General features: G+C 44.6%; 24 protein-coding genes. 5 read left to right on the plus strand and 19 right to left on the minus strand.

Annotated elements, in window-relative coordinates; genetic code table 11:
* Positions 1–432: 432 nt before the first annotated feature.
* The gene (locus tag Q8O71_00105; GenBank protein ID MDP2704796.1) at positions 433–1,674 is read right to left on the minus strand and encodes a DEAD/DEAH box helicase; all 1,242 of its coding nucleotides are present in this window, start codon (positions 1,672–1,674) and stop codon (positions 433–435) included.
* Positions 1,675–1,901: 227 nt separating this feature from the next.
* Here Q8O71_00105 and Q8O71_00110 point away from each other — a divergent pair, with 227 nt between their 5' ends.
* Entirely contained in the window at positions 1,902–2,447 is a 546-nt protein-coding gene (locus tag Q8O71_00110; GenBank protein MDP2704797.1) for a hypothetical protein, read from the plus strand.
* A gap of 29 nt (positions 2,448–2,476) precedes the next feature.
* On the opposite strand, the gene Q8O71_00115 is transcribed toward Q8O71_00110, so the two are convergent.
* Both Q8O71_00115 and Q8O71_00120 read right to left on the minus strand, forming a co-directional pair.
* Positions 2,477–3,247, minus strand: a complete 771-nt coding sequence (locus Q8O71_00115) for a hypothetical protein (GenBank protein MDP2704798.1) — start codon at positions 3,245–3,247, stop codon at positions 2,477–2,479.
* Positions 3,248–3,270: 23 nt separating this feature from the next.
* Positions 3,271–3,426 carry a hypothetical protein gene (locus tag Q8O71_00120; GenBank protein ID MDP2704799.1) on the minus strand — a complete coding sequence of 52 codons (156 nt, stop codon included), beginning with the start codon at positions 3,424–3,426 and terminating at the stop codon, positions 3,271–3,273.
* Positions 3,427–3,526: 100 nt separating this feature from the next.
* Between Q8O71_00120 and tgt the strand changes: the two genes are divergently transcribed.
* Positions 3,527–4,663 (plus strand): tRNA guanosine(34) transglycosylase Tgt, encoded by a 1,137-nt coding sequence (gene tgt / locus Q8O71_00125; GenBank protein ID MDP2704800.1) that lies wholly within the window; start codon positions 3,527–3,529, stop codon positions 4,661–4,663.
* An 8-nt stretch (positions 4,664–4,671) separates the two neighbouring features.
* Here tgt and Q8O71_00130 read toward each other — a convergent pair whose 3' ends face one another.
* A complete protein-coding gene (locus Q8O71_00130; GenBank protein ID MDP2704801.1) occupies positions 4,672–5,316 on the minus strand; it encodes a GNAT family N-acetyltransferase in 645 nt (214 codons plus the stop codon).
* A 5-nt stretch (positions 5,317–5,321) separates the two neighbouring features.
* Complete coding sequence (locus Q8O71_00135; GenBank protein MDP2704802.1) at positions 5,322–5,621, minus strand: hypothetical protein; 300 nt, start codon at positions 5,619–5,621, stop codon at positions 5,322–5,324.
* Positions 5,622–5,728: 107 nt separating this feature from the next.
* On the opposite strand from Q8O71_00135, the gene Q8O71_00140 reads away from it, so the two are divergent.
* Positions 5,729–6,739: a pesticidal protein Cry7Aa gene (locus Q8O71_00140; GenBank protein MDP2704803.1), complete on the plus strand. Its 1,011-nt coding sequence runs from the start codon at positions 5,729–5,731 to the stop codon at positions 6,737–6,739.
* A gap of 24 nt (positions 6,740–6,763) precedes the next feature.
* On the plus strand, positions 6,764–9,001 hold the full coding sequence (locus Q8O71_00145; protein MDP2704804.1) for a glycosyltransferase: 2,238 nt from the start codon (positions 6,764–6,766) through the stop codon (positions 8,999–9,001).
* A gap of 99 nt (positions 9,002–9,100) precedes the next feature.
* Here Q8O71_00145 and Q8O71_00150 read toward each other — a convergent pair whose 3' ends face one another.
* The 12 genes from Q8O71_00150 to rpsP form a co-directional block, all read right to left on the minus strand.
* The gene (locus tag Q8O71_00150) at positions 9,101–10,192 is read right to left on the minus strand and encodes a DUF2914 domain-containing protein (GenBank protein ID MDP2704805.1); all 1,092 of its coding nucleotides are present in this window, start codon (positions 10,190–10,192) and stop codon (positions 9,101–9,103) included.
* The gene (locus tag Q8O71_00155; protein MDP2704806.1) at positions 10,182–10,721 is read right to left on the minus strand and encodes a 2'-5' RNA ligase family protein; all 540 of its coding nucleotides are present in this window, start codon (positions 10,719–10,721) and stop codon (positions 10,182–10,184) included. The genes Q8O71_00150 and Q8O71_00155 overlap by 11 nt, the downstream gene beginning before the upstream one ends.
* 32 nt (positions 10,722–10,753) lie before the next feature.
* A complete protein-coding gene (locus Q8O71_00160) occupies positions 10,754–11,278 on the minus strand; it encodes a hypothetical protein (protein ID MDP2704807.1) in 525 nt (174 codons plus the stop codon).
* Between the two features lie 32 nt (positions 11,279–11,310).
* Complete coding sequence (locus Q8O71_00165; GenBank protein MDP2704808.1) at positions 11,311–12,057, minus strand: hypothetical protein; 747 nt, start codon at positions 12,055–12,057, stop codon at positions 11,311–11,313.
* 43 nt (positions 12,058–12,100) lie between these two features.
* Positions 12,101–12,730, minus strand: coding sequence for a tRNA (guanosine(37)-N1)-methyltransferase TrmD (gene trmD, locus Q8O71_00170; GenBank protein ID MDP2704809.1), 630 nt, complete (start codon positions 12,728–12,730; stop codon positions 12,101–12,103).
* 98 nt (positions 12,731–12,828) lie between these two features.
* Positions 12,829–13,401 (minus strand): hypothetical protein, encoded by a 573-nt coding sequence (locus Q8O71_00175; GenBank protein ID MDP2704810.1) that lies wholly within the window; start codon positions 13,399–13,401, stop codon positions 12,829–12,831.
* A gap of 140 nt (positions 13,402–13,541) precedes the next feature.
* Positions 13,542–13,901, minus strand: coding sequence for a hypothetical protein (locus Q8O71_00180; GenBank protein ID MDP2704811.1), 360 nt, complete (start codon positions 13,899–13,901; stop codon positions 13,542–13,544).
* A 122-nt stretch (positions 13,902–14,023) separates the two neighbouring features.
* The gene (locus Q8O71_00185; GenBank protein ID MDP2704812.1) at positions 14,024–14,437 is read right to left on the minus strand and encodes a hypothetical protein; all 414 of its coding nucleotides are present in this window, start codon (positions 14,435–14,437) and stop codon (positions 14,024–14,026) included.
* A 119-nt stretch (positions 14,438–14,556) separates the two neighbouring features.
* Positions 14,557–14,916, minus strand: a complete 360-nt coding sequence (locus tag Q8O71_00190; protein ID MDP2704813.1) for a hypothetical protein — start codon at positions 14,914–14,916, stop codon at positions 14,557–14,559.
* Positions 14,903–15,265, minus strand: coding sequence for a hypothetical protein (locus tag Q8O71_00195; GenBank protein MDP2704814.1), 363 nt, complete (start codon positions 15,263–15,265; stop codon positions 14,903–14,905). The genes Q8O71_00190 and Q8O71_00195 overlap by 14 nt, the downstream gene beginning before the upstream one ends.
* 110 nt (positions 15,266–15,375) lie before the next feature.
* Positions 15,376–15,693, minus strand: coding sequence for a KH domain-containing protein (locus tag Q8O71_00200; GenBank protein ID MDP2704815.1), 318 nt, complete (start codon positions 15,691–15,693; stop codon positions 15,376–15,378).
* A gap of 159 nt (positions 15,694–15,852) precedes the next feature.
* Complete coding sequence (gene rpsP / locus Q8O71_00205) at positions 15,853–16,245, minus strand: 30S ribosomal protein S16 (GenBank protein MDP2704816.1); 393 nt, start codon at positions 16,243–16,245, stop codon at positions 15,853–15,855.
* Between the two features lie 93 nt (positions 16,246–16,338).
* On the opposite strand from rpsP, the gene rnr reads away from it, so the two are divergent.
* Positions 16,339–18,282 (plus strand): ribonuclease R, encoded by a 1,944-nt coding sequence (gene rnr / locus Q8O71_00210; GenBank protein ID MDP2704817.1) that lies wholly within the window; start codon positions 16,339–16,341, stop codon positions 18,280–18,282.
* 58 nt (positions 18,283–18,340) lie between these two features.
* Here rnr and Q8O71_00215 read toward each other — a convergent pair whose 3' ends face one another.
* Positions 18,341–18,913 (minus strand): YadA-like family protein, encoded by a 573-nt coding sequence (locus Q8O71_00215; protein MDP2704818.1) that lies wholly within the window; start codon positions 18,911–18,913, stop codon positions 18,341–18,343.
* Between the two features lie 93 nt (positions 18,914–19,006).
* Positions 19,007–21,280 carry an AAA family ATPase gene (locus tag Q8O71_00220; GenBank protein ID MDP2704819.1) on the minus strand — a complete coding sequence of 758 codons (2,274 nt, stop codon included), beginning with the start codon at positions 21,278–21,280 and terminating at the stop codon, positions 19,007–19,009.
* Between the last annotated feature and the right edge of the window lie 82 nt (positions 21,281–21,362).

Here is a 21,362-nt window from a genome sequence, read left to right on the forward strand (position 1 = left end):
GCGAACAAAACCTCTCTCCCAAAAACAAAAAATGGCCTTTCTGTAAAGAAAGGTCTTATGTTTTTTGTTTATTTATGAATATAGATGAGGCAAGATTATTTTCTCCCGAAAACCCTCTCCCGCGAGTCGACGGCGCGAAAAGAAGCATCTCAAAGAAAAAACTAAGTTTCTAAGCCACTCTCTTTAGCCACAACCCAATCTTGCGAGTGTCAAGGGTAGAGTATATAGGAATATAAAAAAGAGTCAAGGAAGTTATGAACAGGTATCTGTTAGTCTCTTAAGAGGCATCTTAGACACAGTCTTTGGTACTTCCTTGTTTTGATATATTTGTTCCCGCATTCGCACACCAAAATAGCCGTAGTCGAGGGTTTTTCCACCCAATGTCCGTCCACTTGGTACGTTTTTTTGCTCCTCTGGAGCAATTTTTTTGAATTACTTCTTAAAATTTCTTTTTTCATGATTTCCTTCAACAAAAGTAAGGGCTTTGCCACGCTTGCCCGCTCTGCCTGTTCTGCCGATACGATGAACGTAATCGTCGTACGTTGCGGGCACATCAAAATTAATGACATGACTTACGCCTTCAATATCGATTCCTCTGGCCGCAACGTCGGTTGCGACAAGCACTTGCACATGGTCACGTTTGAATAAATCGAGCGCTTTTTGGCGTCTTGTTTGATTTTTATTTCCGTGAATTGATTCTGCTTTGAATCCCCTTTCGACAAGAGTCTTGGCAAGTTTTTCAACACCGTGTTTTGTTTTCCCAAATACGAGCACCTTGTTGAATCCTTTTTGAACCAAAAGTTCCTGGAGAATTTCAATCTTGTTTCTTCCGCCGATGCTTACAATGTCCTGCTCGACGCTTTCGGGTGTTTCTTTTGTTTTTACGGAAATAGTTACGGGCTCTTTGAGAAATTCCTTGATAAGTTTCTTGATTTCTTCCGAAATAGTTGCCGAAAAGAAAAGCGTGTGACGAGTTGCGGGCATCCGGGAGAGCATATATCTCATGTCATTGATAAAGCCCATATCGAGCATTCGGTCAGCCTCGTCGAGAACAACGGTATCAAACAGCGCAAGTTTGATATTTCCTCTTTCTACAAGGTCTTTGAGACGTCCGGGCGTTCCAATGACGAAATTATTTTTGAGCCGAAGCTGACCCATTTGACGGCCGATGTTTGAGCCTCCGATGCATGATACGGAGTAAATACCCAAACCTCTGGCAAAGTCCTTGAACTCCTGTTCTATCTGGAGAGCAAGTTCGCGTGTAGGAACAATGACAAGTACGTTCTCTTTCGGATTAAGAGATATTTTGTTGATAAGCGGGATGAGAAAAGCGGCGGTTTTGCCCGTTCCGGTGTTTGCAATACCGACAACATCTTCCCTTCTTAGGATATGCGGGATAATTCTGTCTTGAATAGGAGTAGGTAGAACGTATCCTTTGGCGATAATATTTCCTTTTAGTTTTTCTCCCACAGCAAAATCCGCGAATTTGTGTTCGGGTACAAAATGAGGCGCGTCTTCGGTAATAACCGCTTTATTGATAAAACGCGAGATGTCTATGTTCTGTCCGTGTGACGCAAAACCTCCGCGTCGGGGACCTCGAGAGGCTCCTCTGAAACGGGGTCTGAAGGCACTTCGTCCACCAAAAGACTTTCTAGGGAAATTTCCTTTATACATATTTCGTATCATTGCTCCCGCTGTCAGTATTTCAAAAGGAAATTCCTCCTAAAACAAAAAACTAGTGAGAATAGTGACAGTCAGTATTCTATATAAAAAAACACATTTTGTCAAATCACGAGCGGAGATGTTATGGAACAGACATTTCCGATACTGGACACTGAAAATCTGGTCCTGTATAGTCCCCTACAGAAGCACGTTCCAAAAACATAACAAAGGAGGTGAATATGCGTTTTGCGTATGGCTGGAGCCGATGGGTGTTTCTTGTCGGCAATGTTGCAATAAAAATACCGCGTTTAAGACCGCTTCATTGGATTTCCCGTTTCTTTTTCTGGAAATCTCAGGGAAAATTCACAGAACGGTTTGAGACGCACTTCAAGTGTAATCCCGTTGTAGGAGTATGGAGATACCTGTGCAACGGTATCATCGCAAACATTGTTGAGCACAGGATTTATCAAAAGCATCCTGACTTACCCATCGCCCCCACGCTCTTTTCTTTTCTCGGTCTTGTAAATATTCAAGTCCGGGGAAAACCGCTAGCGGAAAGTTCTCTTCCCAATTGTCCGTTCAGAACCATCGCAAAATTGCATCCCCAATTTGTTGACTTGGCGGATATAAGAAATTTTGCGGAGATAAACGGTAAAATTGTCCTTGTAGACTGCGGACCCCAGCACGGATTTCCAACTTTTGAGCAGATACTCCTGACATATAAGGAACAGGCGCCCGTTTTGTTTTTATCCGGGATAGAACTCCAAAAAAGCCCGCTGTTTTAAACAACGGGCTTTTTTTGTGCGTAATTCGGCTATCTGATGTTACCGATAGAGTTTTTTGCCGTATCGTGCTTTGTTTTCAAAACATTACTTATCGTCTGAAACTTTCCGGCCTGTACCTGAATGGAATTTTCCGCGGTTACTTCAATACTTTCTTGCAAGTCGGCTTCGATTGATAACTCAGTGAGTTCCTCGGGAACATAGAAAAAGACGCGATACCAGGGGAATTTCACTTTCACTTTCGCATCGCTTGAAACGGACACGTTGGTTTTGATTGTTGTGGCAAAAATTCCCAAGAATTTTACAGGTTGTCTGTACTCAACTTCTATGTTGTCTTCGCTTACAGTTGCAGATTCCATATTTTCATCCTGAAGAAGCACTCCGCGGGCAAAGTTTTCAAGGTCTTGGCCCGAAGTCAGTTCCACCCTTTCCTTGAGCTGTAAAAGAAATTCCTCTTTTTGCTTGGGGTCCCATCCTCGGACTTCTATGGCTCGCACACCGACTGATACTGACGTGGTGGATTGATTTGATGAACGCGACGCAAAATCAATGTCACTTTCATTGTTTTGAAATACCGAGTCGTCGTTTGATTTTTCGGATTCCGTTTCTGTTTCGTTTTCAAACTCCGATTTGCTGGAGACGGAGGTATTGGCGGATGCTCCGGCACCTGCTCCCGTGTTTGAGGTTTTGACTTGGACCGAACCTGTGCTTGAAACATCAAGCGTCTCCGCTTCCTTTGCCCCGACGGCACCGGTAAAAGCGACCAGAGATACGATTCCCAAAAATGCGACTAAGTTTTTCATATTGTCCTTATATTATTTTTAAATTAATTTCTTTTAAAATCCCCCCAAAGAAAAACAGAACCGATCGCGACCCAGAAAGCGACCATGAGCCAGTTTTGGGTCTGGACTGCTTGCACGGCTGCTACTCCGAAAAACAGAACGAAGATGGTGAAGTTGGTTCCTAATTTTAAGTTTTTCATATCTTTTTATTTTAACATTTCTAAACAATGATGAGTACGACGAATCGTCTACGGATATTTGCCCAAAATTGTTTTCCCTAGCATACTGTTTCCAACTGCTATGTTTGAATTCAAAATTCTTAAACGTTCCAAGAAGTCCCGCGCACGGCTCGGCGTCATCAAAACCCCTCACGGAGAAATAGAAACTCCGGCTTTTATTCCCGTGGCAACGCGCGCGACAGTGCGCACTCTTTCAAGCGACGAAGTGGAAGCGGTGCAATCCCCCGCTCTCATTTGCAATACATACCACCTCCACACAACTCCAGGAGAAAAAATCGTCAAAAAAGCGGGCGGACTGCATAAGTTCATGAATTGGAACAAACCTTTAATGACGGATTCGGGAGGTTTCCAGGTATTTAGCCTTGGTTTCGGTTCCGACCACGGAATGGGGAAAATACTCAAGAACAAGCAAGATAAAACCCTTGCGGAAGGAACTCAGCCTCAGAAAGTGAAAATTACCGAGGACGGCGTGCACTTTCAATCATTTGTCGACGGAAGCTGGCTTTTCTTGGGACCTAAAGAATCCGTAAAAATCCAGGAAGCGCTTGGCGCGGACATTATGTTCGCGTTCGACGAATGCCCTTCCCCGCTCGCAGACGAAAAATATATGCTCGAGTCGCTTGAAAAAACACATCGATGGGCACGAGTCTGCCTTGATGCGCGAACTTCCAAACAGGCACTGTACGGCATTGTGCAAGGCGGGGCGTTCAAGCACTTGCGCACCAAAAGCGCGCGTCTTATCGGCGCTCTGCCATTCGAGGGTTTCGGCATCGGAGGCGAGTTCGGCTATAACAAGCAATCACTGAAGCGAATGATAAGCCAGGTTACTGACGAGCTTCCCGAGAACAAACCCAAACACGTCCTCGGCGTTGGACATCCCGAAGATTTTGAAATTGTGGCACTTGCGGGAGGAGACACGTTTGATTGCATTGCGCCCACTCACTACGCCCGCCGCGGTACGGTGTTTACATCTCAAGGAAAGCTGAATTTGAATAAAAAAACTCTCGCATTGCTCGACAAACCCCTTGACCCGAAATGCAAATGCGATGTCTGTGTTTCTTACTCGCGCGGTTATATTTCACACCTTATTCGCTCACAGGAAATAACCGGCATGAAACTCGCCTCATACCATAACCTTTATTTCTTCAACAACCTCGCAAAAGAAGTCCGAAGACGTATCAAGAATGACGAATTGTAGAACAAGAGTTACCCGATTCGTTTCCCGTAAAAATACACTGACACGGCATTCCCGAATATTTTTGAAAAAACCATCTCTTTTTGGCTTGAGAGCAACGTAAATCCTTGTTTAGTGAAAAAATCTCCCGCTTTGGCAGACATCGTCCGCAGATGCACGCCTTGTACTTTTTCCTTGGAAAGATAATCCAGGTAAGCGGCCATCAGTTTTGTTCCTGCGTCCCCTCCCCTAAAATTTTTATCAATATTTATGTGGAGCACTGCGGGATAGTCGGACAAGTTGGGAGCGCTATACCCGCCTTTGAGAGACACCAGGAGTGAAAGCCAAATGAAAGAAGAGTTTTTCTTTTTAAAAAATGTTCCTCGTACGAGTGCTTGCATAAACAGCCGAGGGAAAATCCGCAGAAGGAGCGCCGTTTTCATAGCCGCGGTATCTTTCGCGCCCAAAAGATAGCCAATAACTTCTCCCTTATGCTCCGCTACGAAACAAGACTGCGGTTCATAGTCGGTAAAATAACGGCTCAAAAAATCGGCAAGAACTCCCCTGTCTTCAAAAAATAATTCCGCCGGTTCTCCGATTGCCGCCGTATCGCACACAATACGCCGCACGGAAGGACGGTCTTCCTTTTTGTATTTCCTGACAACAACTCCTTCCATACAAACTATCGAAGAGTGGAAAGCAAAAGTATGGCAATAAAGGCAGCCACGAAACAAGCAAAGAAACCGATGGTTTTTATAAGAAAAAGCAGTGCTTCTTTCTTTTGACTTTCAAAATAGAGACGGAGCGGCTCGTAAGCGAACAAGAGTCCCATAACGGCAACCGAGAGAACAAGGAGACTGAGCATAATCATGGGAATAAGAACACTTTCTTTCCCCCCATCAAACGGCGCGATTGCTCTGATAGTAAAAACGATAAGAATAATGTACAAGGCCGCAAGAGCGGCATTTTTAAACGGGTGCATGGTCATGGTTACATTTTATAATATTGTGTCTGTAAACAAAACCCGCCAGGTACGAAGTTTCGGCACGGGATGCTATGATAAGATTTCGACTGATACGCACCTAAATTATGATTAAATCGAGAAATGAGGGGGTGATAATAGAAAAATCCGACCTGGCCTTCGAACGCCAGGCTGTTCTTAACCCGGCCTATATTGAGGTTGACGGAGTAGGACATCTCTTTTACAGAGCCGTCAGCGACGAGAATGTTTCAACGATAGGTTATTGCCAGCTCAAAGGGAACAAGGTGGTCAAACGCCTTACCCATCCCCTGCTTGTCCCCGAACATGACTATGAAAAGCAAGGCTTGGAAGACCCGAGAATCGTCTGCCTTGGCGGAACCTATTACCTTTTCTATACGGCTTTTGACGGCAAGAATGCCGTGGTTGCGTATGCCACAAGTACCGACTTGGTCAGTTTTGAAAAACATGGCGTCATTTCACCGCGCATAAATTACCAGGAAGTTATGAATTCCCTGCATGATTTTGAAAAAAGAGCACTATATCGGTCGTTTGCTGAAAGCACGGCCCAGATGCGGGGAACGGATGTTTTTTTGTGGGAAAAAGACAGCTTCATTTTTCCCAAAAAAATAGGTGGGAGATATGCCCTCGTTCACCGTGTCCTCCCCGGAATTCAGATAATTTACTTTGATAATTTTTCCGACTTGGTCGACAAATACTGGCAAGATTATTTCCCCAGTTTCAGCAAATCAATTCTCCTTGAGCCGGAACAGGAAGATGAAATTTTTATCGGTGGCGGTTGCCCCCCGATTGAAACACCCGACGGCTGGCTTCTCATTTATCACACCGTAACAAAAAAGAACGGGGAGAAAGTTTATAGTGCTTCGGCCGCTTTGCTTGATCTTAATGACCCGCACAAAGTTTTAGGCCGCCTTAATGACCCGCTTTTTTCGCCCGAAGAGACATGGGAGCTCGTCGGAATGGTAAACAACGTCGTCTTTCCTACCGGAGCGACAGTGAGGAACGGCCGTCTGTATATTTTCTACGGTGCAGCCGATCAGGTTATCGCCTCCCGGTCCTTTGATTTGGCCGAACTCATCACCGAGTTGAAAAAACGCTGAGAACAAAGAGATTGCAAGATTTTTATGCAAAAAATCAAACCGGATAAAAAGAAAAATTGGATAGTATATGTGTCGACTTTCCCGCCGCGTGAATGCGGCATCGCCACATTCACCGATGATTTGTCGCGCGCGTTCGGCGAACTTTTCTCCCCCGGAATAGAGTCGAAGGTGGTGGCACTAAACGTCAATGAGGTCAGCCATTTAAACTACCCGCCGAAAGTTATCGCGCAAATAAGCCAGGACAAAGCAAGCGACTACCTTCGGGTTGCCAAAGAATTAAACAACTTACCGCAAGTCAAACTGGTAAGTGTTCAGCACGAATTTGGCATTTTCGGCGGCCTGTGGGGTTCGTATCTGTTGGCCTTTTTGGAAACGATAAAAAAACCGGTAGTTGTCACTTTTCACAGCGTTTTGCCCGCTCCGGACGACAAACTGAAAGTGCTCGTTAAGGCAATCGCCGACAATTCTTTCGGCATCGTGGTAATGACCAGGCGTTCGAAAGAAATTCTTGAAAAGGATTACGGCATCGTCAAGAAAAAAATCCAGGTCGTACCGCATGGCATCCACCCTATGACATTTCAGAGTTCGGAAAAATCAAAGCGCCCGCTTGGCCTTTCAAAAAAAATCGTTTTGTCGACGTTCGGACTTTTAAGCAAAGACAAAGGAATAGAGTATGTCATTGAAAGTTTGCCGGAAGTGGTAAAAAAACATCCCGAGGTTGTTTACCTCGTTATCGGAGCCACCCACCCGACAGTCATACAGCGCGAGGGCGAAAAATACAGAAATACATTGATAAAAAAAGTTGACGCGCTTGGTCTCTCCGGCCATGTAAAATTCTATAACCGCTACATGGCTCTTCATGAACTTCTCGCTTTTCTCGATGCTACAGACATATACATTTCCCCTTCCCTTAACCCAAACCAGGCTGTTTCCGGCACGCTTACATACGCTATGGGAGCGGGACGTCCGGTAATCTCCACGGCATTTGCTCAGGCCAAAGAAGACGTACCTGCAAGCGTCGGCATGCTTGTGGATTTCAAGAAACCTCTGGAGTACCGCGATGCGATTTTGCATCTCCTCGCGGACACGAAGCGTCGGGAAAAGATGGGAGAGGTGGCGTACTTTATTACCCGCAACATGACATGGCCGAACGTTGCCATTGCTTACATGAAAGTCTTCAGCCGCGCCGTTCCGTCGTTTTCGTTTCAGGAAAAAAATCTGCCAAGAATAAAGATGGCTCACATTCTCAAACTGACGGACGATTTTGGGATATTTCAGTTCGCAAAATTGACCGAAGTGGATAAATTCTTCGGCTATACGACCGATGACAATGCAAGAGCACTCATCGCCGCGTGTCTGCACTTCGAAAAATTCAAATCCCACACTTCCCTTAATCTGATGTTGAATTACTTGAATTTTCTGGAGTATACCGTGCGTCCTGACGGCTATTTCAACAATTACGTGAACCAAGACAGGACGTTGAACTCAAAAGCAAACAACGTAGAAAGCATGGAAGACCCGACCGGACGCGCGATTCAAGCCCTGGCAAAAGTAGCAGCGTCGGAATCGGTGCCCTACCCTCTGAGAGAAAAAAGCCGTCAGTTGCTATTCCGAAGTTTGGACCAAAATCTGAAATTTACCCATCTTCGGGCAATGGCTTTTTTTATAAAAGGTTTGTGCACCTGGCTTTCGGGCGCCGAACACAATGGGTCCGTGTATGACCGACTTGAAGCAGTCATGGTGGCCTATTGCGACCAGTTGGTTTCCGCTTTCAAGAAAAATGAAAATGAAAATTGGAAATGGTTTGAACCGCATCTCACCTACGCCAACGCCATCTTGCCTGACGCTTTGTTTTCGGGCTACTTGGTCAGGCGCGGACAGAACATTGAGTGGCTGGAGGTGGGAACATCGGCGCTTGAGTTTTTAATATCAAAAACTTTTATCAAAAACGTGTATGTGCCGATAGGCCAGAGAGGTTGGCACCGCCAGGGCGGCCATCGGGCCCTCTACGACCAACAACCGGAAGAACCGGCGGCAATGGTAAAAGCTCTTGGAACCGCGTACATGGCAACCAAAAATGATAAATATCGGAAGCTTATGCATCGTACGTTCTACTGGTTTCTCGGCGATAATTTGGCCGACCGGATTATGTACGATGCCTCGACCGGCGGCTGTTACGACGGCTTGGCAAGACAGCACGTTAATCTCAATCAGGGAGCGGAATCTACCCTCTCCTATCTCATCGCCAGACTGATTTTGTGAAGTTTCAATCCAAAATCGGCAATTTAGATTGTGAAATAAAAAATCACCACAGTGTGGTAATTTTTTATTTAATGTATGAAAAAATATCTTTTTTTAGAGTTATATCTCCTTTTCGGAAAGGAAGGGTATGCCTTCTCCTTCTACCACAGTAAATGTCGTCCGCCCAATAAGAGTGCCTCGATGGGTCTCAACGGAGCAGCGGTAGCGGCCGAAAAGAAGATTTGTTTTTTGAGTATACCCTCGATATCCTTCCAAACGCCCTCCCGCAATCGGAAAAGGAATACGCGCCACTGTCTCCCAGTTTCCAGTCTTTTCATTAAAATGCTCCCATCGATGGTAGATGTTTGTTGAAATCCTCACGGGCGCAAATACGGAACTGAAACAATATGCGCTGTCTCCCTCTACATACGTGAATATGTCATCTGTACTTCGAAGGAATTCGTACCATGAGGGCTTTTCGTATACGACTTGATAGTTTCCGTTTGGTAAACGCGCGACACTGTGATACACGCCAATCTCGCGGATTGACAAAGGAACCGGTGGGATAATATTTAAAAAGTAAAAAGAGTTAAAAAGAATAAATATCGTGCCAATGGAAAAAATGCTGCTTTTGAGAGCCCCCGTAACGCGCTCGGGCGACGTCATATACAGAAGAGACAAAAAAACAAAAACAATAAGGAGACTGATTATCGTACTTGCAAAAAAGATACCGTCCCCTATCTGCCGTACGATAATCGGAAAAATAAGGGCGCAATAAGAAACAAAAAGAAAATACCACGCCGAAATATGAAAATTCAGGCGCGCGTAGTGCGTGCGCAAAAACTCATTGCCGACAAGAAATGCGCCAAATATCAAAAAGAAAAGAAAACTTCCAACGAGAGTGCCGCTTCGCGCATACAACACGATAAAGCCCCCCGCGAGGTTACCGAAAGCGAATTGCACTATGGCAAGAAGAATAGTCGGTGTAAAATCGCCTTTCTTGCCATATATCGTCAGAAGGAGAATTCCGCAGGCAGAAACCAAGATGTACCACAATAAAACAATATTCGTGTACAACTGGTCGGGACGGACAAGCGTGAATGAATCCCAGATAAATCCGGTAAAAATGGAAATCGTCCCCACATGCCGTTCGTGTTTTTTTACAAATTCCCGAACGGGAGCAGGAACAAGTGCAAACGGGTTAGTTATCATGGAAATAGAAAGTCTTTTGAATCTCCCAATGATTATCCTGATGCACAAAAAGTGTCAGGTTATTGAATTGTAGGTCAAAATGCGGCGCGGGTAGAGAAGAAACATAATCCCACACGTTTTGTGATTGCTCCGGTGACAAGTAACGGGCAATGGAGGCGTGCAGTTTGAGGGGCAACGGTATAGGTTTTTGATAATTACCAAAGCCGGAAAGAAGATGGAGAAGTTTTTCGGCTTTTTCCTGCACACGCACGTTGTCTTTGATGCCAAGAAAGATTGTTCTAGATTGGGAGCCAAATCGTTCAAAGCCGTCGATAACCAAAGGAGATGTTTCTTCCTTCACTGCTGTGTCTTCAAGGACTTTTTCGATTACAGAAATATCTCCGGTTTCAAAAGGTGCTTTAAGTGTCAGGTGCAGGGGTATGTATTCGCTTAAATTTTTAATGCCAAAACGTTCCGACAAATCAGCAGTGATTTTTTTGTAGTATTCACCCGCCTCTCCCTCTATTAAATATCCGATGAAATATCTCATTTTTATTTAAACTCGATATACAGTTACATAAATTAAATAGTATATTTTTTGTGCCAAGAGACAGGAAGCCCGCTTTTTAAGGCTTTATCGATTGTGTCTTGAGTGCCTGTACTGTTATTTACCTGAAAGGCATACACTTCGTCCGAGATTTTGATTTCTTCGTCGTGACGAAGATTGTAATGCTCTTGGGTAATGGTGTCATATGGCATTTCTATAAGAGCGCTAGGATTAACATCTTTTATTTTCTGCAGAAGTCTTTCGAGATTATCTATAGTTTCCTCTGTTACGGGTTCTTGGCACCAGTTCGTGTGATAATCGTGTATATAACTTTTCAAGACAGCGGGAATAACTACCTTCAAGCGTGAAGCGTCAGGGAAAAGTGCCATTGCTTCGTCCATAGCAAAATAATCAACTCCCGTCGTTCCACCCGTCACAATTCCATCTCCACGGGAAAGCACTTCGCAAACAGCTGTCCGCACATCGTTTTCTACGATGTCATTCGTCAGCCTCCATGTTCCTGTAAACAAAATCCATTTCACCACAGTAGTAGCCAGCATCAAAATTCTTGCTTAATTGAGATTAATGAACACTAATAACCCTTTTTCTTCCTTCTTGTATTATAGAAATCTTCCCTCTGTTCTTTTGTAATAAAACCATTTTTCTCAAGATTTTTTATAATAAAAGGTATTTCTTCTACTTCTTTTTTCCAAGTTTTATACAAATCCAAGACTTCAGCATACATAGAGTTTCCCGACTGTATATCACGCATAAAAAGTAATGCTAAGGCATTGTATTCTACCATTTCCACAAAAGCATAATGGATCGACTTAAGAGCAGAACTTTCTTTTGTTTGGAGATGTATAACTTTTAGTGCGAGTTCTTCTAACATATTTAATAAAAAAACCTGTTGATTTAAAATGTCTATTTCAAAATAAACATCAGGGTATTTCTTTGAAACATCAATAAGAATTGATTGTTGACGTTTAAAATTTTCTGAATACTTATCCCTAAGATAGTTAATATCAGGGTTTATTAAGTCAATTTTTGAAAAAACAAAATCTGGGTACGCTTTCATAATAGCTTTTTTAACTTCATTAGAATAAGGAATTATTTTTTCCCGAAAAAAAACTATTTGATCTATTGTTGCTGATAACTCATCTTGTCTTTTTTTGTAAAAATAGGTAACCAAGGCTACCCCTAAAGAAAGCGAGCCAACTATACTGGATATTTTTTGGAGTGTATCCAGACTATAATTTACAACAATCGAGGAAGCGACCAAAAGAGCACTAAAGATTATAGAGACTGTTAGAAGATTTTTATTTAGATAATTTTTCATTTGCAAACCAATTTAATGTGACAGTTTTTGATTCAAAATACTTTTATTTACCCTTTCTCCACTTCTCTATCTCCCCATGATGTCCTGAAACAAGCACTTTCGGCACACTGTATTTTTTCTTTTTGTAGACAAGGGTTTCAGGGCGGGTGTACGTTTCCCCCGAGGCAACACGGCTTTCTTCAACCGAGGATTGATTTCCAAGCACGCCGGGAATGTGGCGGGAAATCGCGTCAATCAAAACCATGGCGGGCAACTCCCCTCCCGTGAGCGTATAGGGGCCAACAGAAATCTCCTCTGCTTTCAGAATTTTTTTGACACGGGCATCAATGCCTTCGTATCGTCCTGAAATCAAAACAATATCGCCTTTGAAAGATGAGAGTTTCTGCGCATCCGCATTTGTAAATTGTTTGCCTCGTGGAGAAAGGATTATGACTTTGGCTTTTTTAGCTTTCACTTTCTCCACCGCTTTCAAAATCGGCAACGCCTGCATGACCATGCCAGGGCCTCCGCCATACGGCTTATCATCCACTCGTCGGTGCTTATCTTCGGTAAAATCACGCGGATTATAGAGTTTTATTTTTATTTTTTTCTTTTCCTGTGCGCGCTTAATGATGGACTCATTGAGGTATGAATCAAAAGCGTCGGGAAATAATGTGACTATATGGAATTGCATAAGTAAGAAAACGATACAATATTTTCCCTGTTTTGTAAAAGAAAAGCCCGGGCGAAATTCGCTCGGGCTTTAATCTTAAAAGGACTGTATTAAAGGAATTAGAACGAATATCCGACGTTGAGCATTACTTCCCAGCCTGCCAAATTGTTTTCAGGTTGAGCATACGGCCCGCGTATCTCCCAATTGCCGAATGTGGAGCGAACAGCCGCATCAATGTTCAAGGAATTCGCGACGTGCTTCCTGTATGAGAAACCTGCAACTCCGCCAGGCTGCGCGGGCATAGTGAGACGATTGCCTAAATCGTTCTTGGCATCATCTGTGCACCGAAAGAAAGTGACTGCGGGCCCGATATCCAACCAGAAGTCATTGAATAGGTTGTAGCCGAAAAGTGCCATGTACCTGACCATATCAATGTCGGTGTTCGTCTGGAAATCTTCTCCATATATTCTCTGTTGCATATAGAGAACCGCCAGGCCCAATGAACCTTTCCCCTCCCGATGTCTTACCCCGACCTCATAGGCAACCGGGTCTGATGCATATTTCATATTGGAGTGGTGATACCCGGTTCCGGCATATACTTCCCATTTTTCCTCGGCGCTTTCCGCAAATGCAGAGGGAGCGCGGACGAACAGTACTGCAACAACACACACGATGAAAGCGATTGTTCTCATCTTACAGACCTCCTTTCTAGGAACATGTTTCCCGCCACACTACAGCAAATTCCCCTTAAGTCAATGAATGTGAGAGCCTCGTTGTAAAATAAAAAAAAGACCTACTTACCATTATGGTTTTCGGTCTTTTGGAAAAAATCTTAAACCGGTTGCGGTTCCCGCAATGCTTTAAGAGGACGCAACTCCTTGTACTTGCAAAACTCTGCAAGGGACACTTCTTTGACAACGTGGCTTTTTTCGAGATGGTTGAAACCACCGCTTAGTCCACTGAACCCACTTGCATGTTCTTCGAGTGCGCAACAAAGGCAAATTCGTTTGGGCAGATGGCTCTTAGACTCATCACTCCCTTGAATCGGGGTTTCCACCACCTCTTCATGCGGACATTTTTTCCTCAGCGAGCGCATGAGGTCATTTATCCGATTACAGACGAGGTCACGTTTTTTGACTTGAGAAATAATTTTATTTCTTAAGCCATCGAGATGTATGTGGTTTGACGGCATTTTCGGCCTCCTTTCTTTTGGTTTAGAGATTTATCAAAGACAGATATCTGAAAGTAACCCTATACCAGCAGAAGAAAAAGTAAAGAACCCTTAAAGTGTAAGAAAAAAGGGTCGTCAGTAAATTACTGAGCGACCCTTATTATGTCCTCTTCAGACAGAAACTCGAGCAAGATAGGATTACGCTCCTCTTTCTCCTTTCGCTTTGTCCGTGCCTTTTCTCTTTGCTGAACAATTTTTATCATATCTTCCCGCCCGGATATCCGACGCTCACTGCATTTCAGCACCTCTTCCTTAAGAGACGCGAGAGCAGTTCTTACAGTCGGTTCAAAACCATTAATTGAACATTGCCCTTTCGCGCATGTCAGCCGTAAACATGGAATATGCGGTGAGATTGTCCATCCCAAACGGAGTTCTCGCTTGTTCCACATGCCATAGTACGACAATTCCTTAATCCCCAGAATCCATGAAATATTTCCTTCTTTGGTTACAGAGTGAATGTGGTGTATTACCTTCAGACGAACGTCAGAAATTGGCATCACGACCTCCTTTCATATAAAGAACATTATTTTAAGCAAGATTAACAGTAAGCCCGAGAAAAAGCAAAAATGGAAAAGAAAAGAGAGCTCGGGCGGAGCTCTCTTTTTTGTTGCAAAAGTCAGACTTTTGCCGTTTCCTGTTTATTCGGAAACTTTTTCATTTTTTTGAGGTATATATATTCCACCCGGGCAAAAAGACTGTTGAGGGACGGGTCGGTCGAAGCATTATACGTTTCCGTCTTGCCATCGGGAAAAAAGATGCGCAGATACAAATACCCGCGTTCCTCCCCCATCTCAAGTTCAAGCTTCGCGCTTTCCCGCCTCCAGTAGGCGAGAAAGAAACATTTACCCGGCTTGTGGCGGGAGACGTCCGCTTTCCAACGAATTTTCCGACGCTTCATGTCCTGTTCTATTTCGGCAATGCGTACCGCCCCCTTCCCAAATTCGGGCTTTTCAAAGATAATTTCATCTTTTTTCATTTGCATCCTCCATTTTTCTCGCATTAATGTTGAAAAATAGAGCGAGTTTTTCATCCCAACGGGGTGGCGTATGATTTGAGATTTCCCCCCAGAGTTCTATGAATTCTTCGGAAGACTCAAGGTACCCCCCTTCCATGGATAGCGAATATCCGAACCGAAGTGATATCCTCTGCACTTGGATGTAAAAGCCCGTCCAGAAAGAATGGCCGATAAGAACAACATCATCCTCATAGAACGCAAGGAAATATCTGTCGAATATTCCCCGCACATTCCATTTCAGATTTCTGTCTCTCGTCTCAATGAGCAACGTTCTGATGATTGCGTCTTTTTCCTCCGTGGAAAATAGCATAAAACCTCCTTTGTTATATAAAGAAACTTTTCTGCCCTGAATCTACAATAAAAACGAGGTAAAAGCAAAACCCGCCTTTCGGCGGGTTTTGCAAAAAATCTAAAGAAATATTAGAGCTTGAGGTCTTCCATTACTTGGTCAACCGTCTTTGAAGCGCTCATTACGGGAGCTTCGCGCTTTCCTCCTTCCGGTTCGTTGATTTTGAGGTTAACGCGGGCATTGTTTTTCATGCCAACGACTCTCAAAAGGGTTCGGATGGCTTTGGCGGTATTTCCGCTTCTGCCGATAACCTTGCCCATATCCTCCGGTCCGACGTCGAGTGTCAAAAGAACACCCATTTCATCAACCTTGCGGTTGATTTTCACCGCGTCCGGATTATCAACGAGAGCCTTTATGACATACTCAAGAAACTGTGCGTCTCGTTCCATGCTAGTTCAGAAAAATTAACTTATGTTCAGAATTCGACCGTTTTACAAACCACGCGGGACAATAAAATCACCCGCGGTATTGCTGTTTTCAGAGTAGCAATTTTTGAGATGGACGTCAAAAAGACATCCACAAAGAAAGAAACCAAAAGAAAAAGAGGCCTATTTCGCGGCCCCTTCTTTGGTTTCTTCTTTTTCTTCTTTGGGAGTTTCCGCGGGGGCCTCGGCAGGAGCTTCAGCTTTAGGAGCGGCTTCTTCGGCTTTCGCTTCTTCTTTAAGAATCGGGCTTTTCTTGGGAAGAACGTTTATCTTTTTGCCTTTTACGATTTTGAGGTCAACAAGCATATTGTGGACCGTACCCGACATTTGAGCGCCTTTTGAAATCCAGTGTGTGATGCGTTCCGTTTTGAAATCATTTGAGGGGCGGCGCATATCGTGTGAGCCCAAGATTTCAAGGAAACGTCCGCTTTTTGTGGAGTTTTTTGAATCAGTCAAAACGAGCCGAAAAACCGGTTCGTGCTTGCGTCCAACTCTCTGCAATCTGATTTTTAACATGAAGGGTATATTAACAGAAGAATACATGACGGTCAACAAGGACAAAATGGCGAGACAACCGCATGTTTGCTATAGTGTCTAAGTATTACATCTATGAAACACAAATCAGGCAAGAGCGAAACGGAAGCGCGAATAGTGGGACAGATAAGCATCAATAGTAAAGGTGTCGGATTCGTCTCATTTCCCGGGCTCTCGGAAGACGTCGAAATACCCGAGAGTTCCCTTAAAACAGCTCTCAATAAAGACACGGTGGAAGTGCTCCTCCATCCCGCTTTTGCAAAAAAACGCAGAAGCGGAGAAGTCATAAAAATCGTAGCGCGGGCAAAAACCCGCTTTGTCGGCATAGTCAAAAAACAAAATGACTTATGGATTCTTGTGCCCGATGACAGACGAGTCTACCGTGACATCATCATCTCCGAAAAAGATTCTCCACTTACGGAAGGGGTCAAAGTCGTGGTTGAAATGACCGAGTGGCGACACCACAAAGAAAATCCGCAGGGAAAAGTTGTTGCCGTGCTCGGCGCCCCCGGAGAACACAACGTGGAGATGGAATCCATTGTCCTTGAAAAAGGCTTTGACCTGCGTTTTCCGAAGGAAGTTGAGGAAGCCGCGGAACAGGTAAAAAAAGACACATATCCCATACGCCCCGAGGAATTGGCGAAACGCCGTGACATCCGGGAAATTACGACATTCACAATCGACCCCGCCGATGCCAAGGACTTTGACGACGCCCTCTCATTCCGCACAATTGGCGACAATCTTTATGAAATCGGAGTGCATATCGCCGACGTGTCCCACTACGTAACCGAGGGAAGCGCCATAGACAAAGAAGCAAAAAAACGCGGCACATCCATTTATCTTGTGGACCGCACAGTGCCTATGTTGCCCCCCGTACTTTCAAACGACCTGTGCAGTCTAAACCCCAATGAAGACAAGTGTTCTTTTTCGGCCATCTTTGAAATGACCGGAGAAGGAAAGGTACAAAAACGCTGGTTCGGAAAAACAGTTATGAATTCCGACAAACGTTTTGACTACGAAGAGGCCCAGGGAATTATTGAGAAAGGCGGAATATTTGAAAATGAGCTTCGCACATTGAATGCCATAGCAAAAAAACTTACGGAAAAAAGATTCAGAGAAGGTTCGATTGATTTTGAAACTGTTGAAGTTAAATTCAAACTCGATGAAAACGGTGTTCCGTTGAGCGTGTACAAAAAACCTCGTTTGGATACCAACCGTCTCATTGAGGAATTCATGCTGCTTGCAAACCGCGAGGTCGCGGAATTCATGTACCGCGCTCAAAAATCGCAAGGAAACAAGATCGGCTCTTTTATTTTCCGCATTCACGATGTGCCGGACAAAGAAAGAATCGAATCGCTTGCGGTGTTCGCACGGGCGCTCGGATACGTACTTCCCATCAAAAACGGGAAGGTGACATCAAAAGATATGAATGCGCTCCTCAAAAAAATAGAAGGAAAAACGGAAGAGTCTTTGATAAGCACCGCCGCTGTCCGCTCGATGGCCAAGGCGGTATATTCCACCAAAAATATCGGCCATTTCGGACTGGCGTTCAATTACTACACGCACTTCACCTCCCCTATCCGCCGCTATCCTGACCTTATCGTTCACCGCCTTCTCGAACAATATCTTCAGAACAAAGCAATTCCCCTCAATGAATACGCCAAATACGAAAAGATAGCCGAGGAGGCGTCGGCACGGGAAAAAAGCGCGGCGGAAGCGGAGCGTGATTCCGTCAAATACAAGCAGGTTGAGTATATGACTAAATTTGTCGGCAAAGACTTTAAGGGAATCATTTCCGGCGTAACCGAATGGGGCATCTACATTGAGGAAATGGAGACCCGTTCCGAAGGGATGGCGAAATTGCGCGATATGAATGACGATTTCTATACTCTCGACGAAAAAACATATTCTCTTGTCGGAAGAAGAACAGGAAAACGGTTTAGCCTGGGCGAAGAGGTGTCCTTCCGCGTTGCGGGCACCGACCTTGAAAAGAAAACGATTGATTACAGACTCTTATAAGTTGTGCTAGACAAAAAAGAGCCGCTGTAAGAAATTACAGCGGCTCCGGAGTATAGCATTACCATTGCAAAGTGAGTGTGGCTTTTCCTGCCACCGTTTCATTGTCGCCAACAGCAACGGAACCGCCGGCTTGCAATGAATCGTTGAAACGCATGGCGAATCCGAGACCGCCCGCTTGACCATCCCGAAGAAAACCACCGCTTAAAGAGGTGGCGAATTTTTTGTCGAAATCGACATGAGGAACATCAAGCGCGGCAACAGTCGCGAGACCTTTCTCGAGTTTCTCCGAGTCGTAATCCTGACCGGGAGTCCCTTGGGGACCCTGTATGCTTTGGCCGTCCTTGCCGTCCTTTCCGTCGGCACCCTGGACAATAATGACCGTCTTTTGGTCATGGTTGTTGTGCCCGTAATTTTTGTCGTTGTGACTGTTTTTGTTTTCATGGGAATTGTAGTGCGAATTCCCCCCTTTGAAATTTCCGCCCGGCGCAGAATTGCCGCCGGCAAATGCGGGATTCCCGACACACAACGCGACTGCAAGAGCAAAAGCGAAAACAACGGATACCTTCTTCATACCTTCCCCCTTTTTGGTATTGGTTTTTTCAATCGTGCGAATGCCTCCTTCATCCGACACGCGGTAAGCGACTCCTGTCGCATGTGAATGTACAAAAAGCTTCCTGCTATTGATAGCATAGTAAGTGTCTTTGTCAATAAAATCGCGGAGATTCTATTTCGCTACCACGACCGCCTCGTCGAATTTTACCGAAAGGAGTTTTGACATTCCTCCGGAATCCATTGTCACGCCATAGAGAACGCCGGCACGAGACATTGTCTCGCGGTTATGCGTGATTAAAATCAGCTGGCTTTTCTTTGAAAGATTTTCAATCATATCGCCGTATTTTCTCGAGTTCGCTTCGTCAAGTGCGGCATCGGTCTCGTCGAGAATGACAAAAGGTGGCGGATTAACCTGAGAAACGGCAAAAAGAAGGGCGATTGAGGTAAGCGCGCGCTCCCCGCCCGAGAGCATCATAAGACCTTTGATTTTCTTCCGCGGAAGAGAAACGGAAATTTCTATTCCTTCCTCAATTTCTTCTTCCACGGACATTGAGGATTCTTCGTCCTCGGACAATATGATATCGGTATCGGATCGTTTTCGTTTTTTCTCTTCGACAACGGAAAGCGAGGCGGTGCCTCCGCCAAACATCAAAGTGAAAAAATCTTTAAACTGATGATTGATCCGGGAAACGCCGTCTTTGAATTCCACATTCAATTTTTCTTCCAATTCTTCAATAAGCGTTTTGAGGTCCATCGCGGACTTTTCCAAGTCCGTTAATTCCCGCGCCAAAAATTCATCGCGCTCGCTTGTCTCTTTGAATTCTTTCAGCGTTTCCTCACCTCCTCCGCCCATGTCTTCAAGGCGAATTTTCAGTTTTTCGATTGCACGACGCCTGTCTTCCTGGATATCGCGCGGTTCTTCCATCACCGTCTTTGCGGCGATTTCTTTCCCGTCTTCGTCCTTTAAAACAAAGGTCTTGTATTCCAGGATGGCGGCACCGATAAGCACTCCCGCTTCGGTAAGTTCGCGTTTAAAATCCTCATCCGCGCGTCGAAACGTCATTTCATCGTTTGAAACCATTGTAAGCTCGGAGCGCACCTCTCTTTCTTGGGCCATTATCCTGAACACTTCTTTCTCCGCATCGCGGCTCGTATCTTTTTCTTTTTCGATTCCTTCTTTGAGTATTCGGTATTCTTTTTCAAACCCTTCTTCGTTATTTTTCAGAGAAACAATTCGTTTTTCTATTTCCCTTTTCTTGTCATTAAGCAATTCGATTTCCTTTTGCGAATCGGAAACAATGGGAGATACCGTTTGCCTGTGCGAAGAAATAAAATCACGGACGGAATGGAGAATAGTTTTAATGATTTCCCTCAGAGAAGCGGGGTCCGAGGAAGCCGTTTCCGCCTTCGATTCAAGGTCTCCCGCAAGTACTTCAACGTCGCGCAGCGAAACGCTTCCCTCTCCTTTCTCACGTTCAATGGTTTTTTGTCTCTCAATAACACGCTCGTTGGAAGCAATTTCCCCTTCTATACGGCCAAGGTCGCGCGTGAGGGCATCTTTTTCTTCCCGGGTTTTCTTTATATTTTGTTCAAGCGAAAAAATGCGTTCGGTTTTTTCGTCCCGCGAGTGCGAGCCTTCGAGAATTTTCTTGGCTTTCACGAGTTCCCCTTCAAGCCGTTTCAAATCGTTTTCCGGCCCGCGGCGTCTGTCTTCAAGTTCTTTTCTGGTTATTGAGAGATATGTGTGCTCGCGGTTGAGGTAGCGCAAGTAGAGCACGCGCAATTCTTCCTTCGTTGAACGTGCTTTCTCGATTTTTTCAATTTGTTTTTTCAGAAAACGCAGATGTGGGGCAATTTCCCTTCGCAGGGATTCTACGGATTTTATATTTTCCTGCGTTTTTTCAAGTTTTCGTTCGCTTTCAAGCCGTTTATATTGATAGATTTTAAGTCCCAAAGCGTCCTCTATCATCTCTTTACGCTCTTTGGGATTCGTATTTAAAATTTTGTCAGCTTCGCCTTGGGAAATAATGTGGTGGCCCGATGCGCCAATGTGAGCGGAGGCAAGCAGCTCCAAAATATCCTTTAGGCGCACACGGCTGCCGTTTAGAAAATATTCGTTTACGGAATCACGGTAGACGGTGCGTTCAAGAATAACCTCTTCAAAATCAATCGGAAGAGCCCGCCCTCGATTATCAAACGTCACCTTAACCGAAGCACGGCTTGCTCTTGGCACGGTTTGAGAGCCGTTCCAAATAAGGTCTTCACCCCGTTTGCCGCGCATTGATTTGATGGACTGTTCGCCCAATACAAACCGAAATGCCTCGGCGATATTTGATTTCCCCGAGCCGTTTGGGCCTACAATAGCCGTTATCGGTGAAGAAAATTCAAGAGAATCTTTTTTTCCGAACGATTTGAAACCGGAAATTTCGAGGTTTTTCAAATACATGTTTACCATCTTAACACGTTTACTTATCTGGCTAAAAATGGTTGACTGGATGACAGATAGAAGCACTCTCAAAACAAAAAGG

This window comes from bacterium, assembly GCA_030690305.1.
In the GTDB taxonomy this organism is placed as follows: domain Bacteria; phylum Patescibacteriota; class Minisyncoccia; order Phycocordibacterales; family JAGLPS01; genus JBBUCK01.

What these genes read in the sequence shown, in the direction of transcription:
- Q8O71_00165 (MDP2704808.1), bottom strand. Translation starts at nt 12,057, where the DNA reads ATGAAAAATTATCTAAATAAAAATCTTCTAACAGTCTCTATAATCTTT.
- Q8O71_00185 (MDP2704812.1), bottom strand. Translation starts at nt 14,437, where the DNA reads ATGCCAATTTCTGACGTTCGTCTGAAGGTAATACACCACATTCACTCT.
- Q8O71_00115 (MDP2704798.1), bottom strand. Translation starts at nt 3,247, where the DNA reads ATGAAAAACTTAGTCGCATTTTTGGGAATCGTATCTCTGGTCGCTTTT.
- Q8O71_00105 (MDP2704796.1), bottom strand. Translation starts at nt 1,674, where the DNA reads ATGTATAAAGGAAATTTCCCTAGAAAGTCTTTTGGTGGACGAAGTGCC.
- tgt (MDP2704800.1), top strand. Translation starts at nt 3,527, where the DNA reads ATGTTTGAATTCAAAATTCTTAAACGTTCCAAGAAGTCCCGCGCACGG.
- Q8O71_00155 (MDP2704806.1), bottom strand. Translation starts at nt 10,721, where the DNA reads ATGAGATATTTCATCGGATATTTAATAGAGGGAGAGGCGGGTGAATAC.
- rpsP (MDP2704816.1), bottom strand. Translation starts at nt 16,245, where the DNA reads ATGTTAAAAATCAGATTGCAGAGAGTTGGACGCAAGCACGAACCGGTT.
- Q8O71_00140 (MDP2704803.1), top strand. Translation starts at nt 5,729, where the DNA reads ATGATTAAATCGAGAAATGAGGGGGTGATAATAGAAAAATCCGACCTG.
- Q8O71_00150 (MDP2704805.1), bottom strand. Translation starts at nt 10,192, where the DNA reads ATGATAACTAACCCGTTTGCACTTGTTCCTGCTCCCGTTCGGGAATTT.
- Q8O71_00195 (MDP2704814.1), bottom strand. Translation starts at nt 15,265, where the DNA reads ATGCTATTTTCCACGGAGGAAAAAGACGCAATCATCAGAACGTTGCTC.
- Q8O71_00160 (MDP2704807.1), bottom strand. Translation starts at nt 11,278, where the DNA reads ATGCTGGCTACTACTGTGGTGAAATGGATTTTGTTTACAGGAACATGG.
- trmD (MDP2704809.1), bottom strand. Translation starts at nt 12,730, where the DNA reads ATGCAATTCCATATAGTCACATTATTTCCCGACGCTTTTGATTCATAC.
- rnr (MDP2704817.1), top strand. Translation starts at nt 16,339, where the DNA reads ATGAAACACAAATCAGGCAAGAGCGAAACGGAAGCGCGAATAGTGGGA.
- Q8O71_00220 (MDP2704819.1), bottom strand. Translation starts at nt 21,280, where the DNA reads ATGTATTTGAAAAACCTCGAAATTTCCGGTTTCAAATCGTTCGGAAAA.
- Q8O71_00180 (MDP2704811.1), bottom strand. Translation starts at nt 13,901, where the DNA reads ATGCCGTCAAACCACATACATCTCGATGGCTTAAGAAATAAAATTATT.
- Q8O71_00175 (MDP2704810.1), bottom strand. Translation starts at nt 13,401, where the DNA reads ATGAGAACAATCGCTTTCATCGTGTGTGTTGTTGCAGTACTGTTCGTC.
- Q8O71_00110 (MDP2704797.1), top strand. Translation starts at nt 1,902, where the DNA reads ATGCGTTTTGCGTATGGCTGGAGCCGATGGGTGTTTCTTGTCGGCAAT.
- Q8O71_00120 (MDP2704799.1), bottom strand. Translation starts at nt 3,426, where the DNA reads ATGAAAAACTTAAAATTAGGAACCAACTTCACCATCTTCGTTCTGTTT.
- Q8O71_00190 (MDP2704813.1), bottom strand. Translation starts at nt 14,916, where the DNA reads ATGAAAAAAGATGAAATTATCTTTGAAAAGCCCGAATTTGGGAAGGGG.
- Q8O71_00145 (MDP2704804.1), top strand. Translation starts at nt 6,764, where the DNA reads ATGCAAAAAATCAAACCGGATAAAAAGAAAAATTGGATAGTATATGTG.
- Q8O71_00135 (MDP2704802.1), bottom strand. Translation starts at nt 5,621, where the DNA reads ATGCACCCGTTTAAAAATGCCGCTCTTGCGGCCTTGTACATTATTCTT.
- Q8O71_00200 (MDP2704815.1), bottom strand. Translation starts at nt 15,693, where the DNA reads ATGGAACGAGACGCACAGTTTCTTGAGTATGTCATAAAGGCTCTCGTT.
- Q8O71_00130 (MDP2704801.1), bottom strand. Translation starts at nt 5,316, where the DNA reads ATGGAAGGAGTTGTTGTCAGGAAATACAAAAAGGAAGACCGTCCTTCC.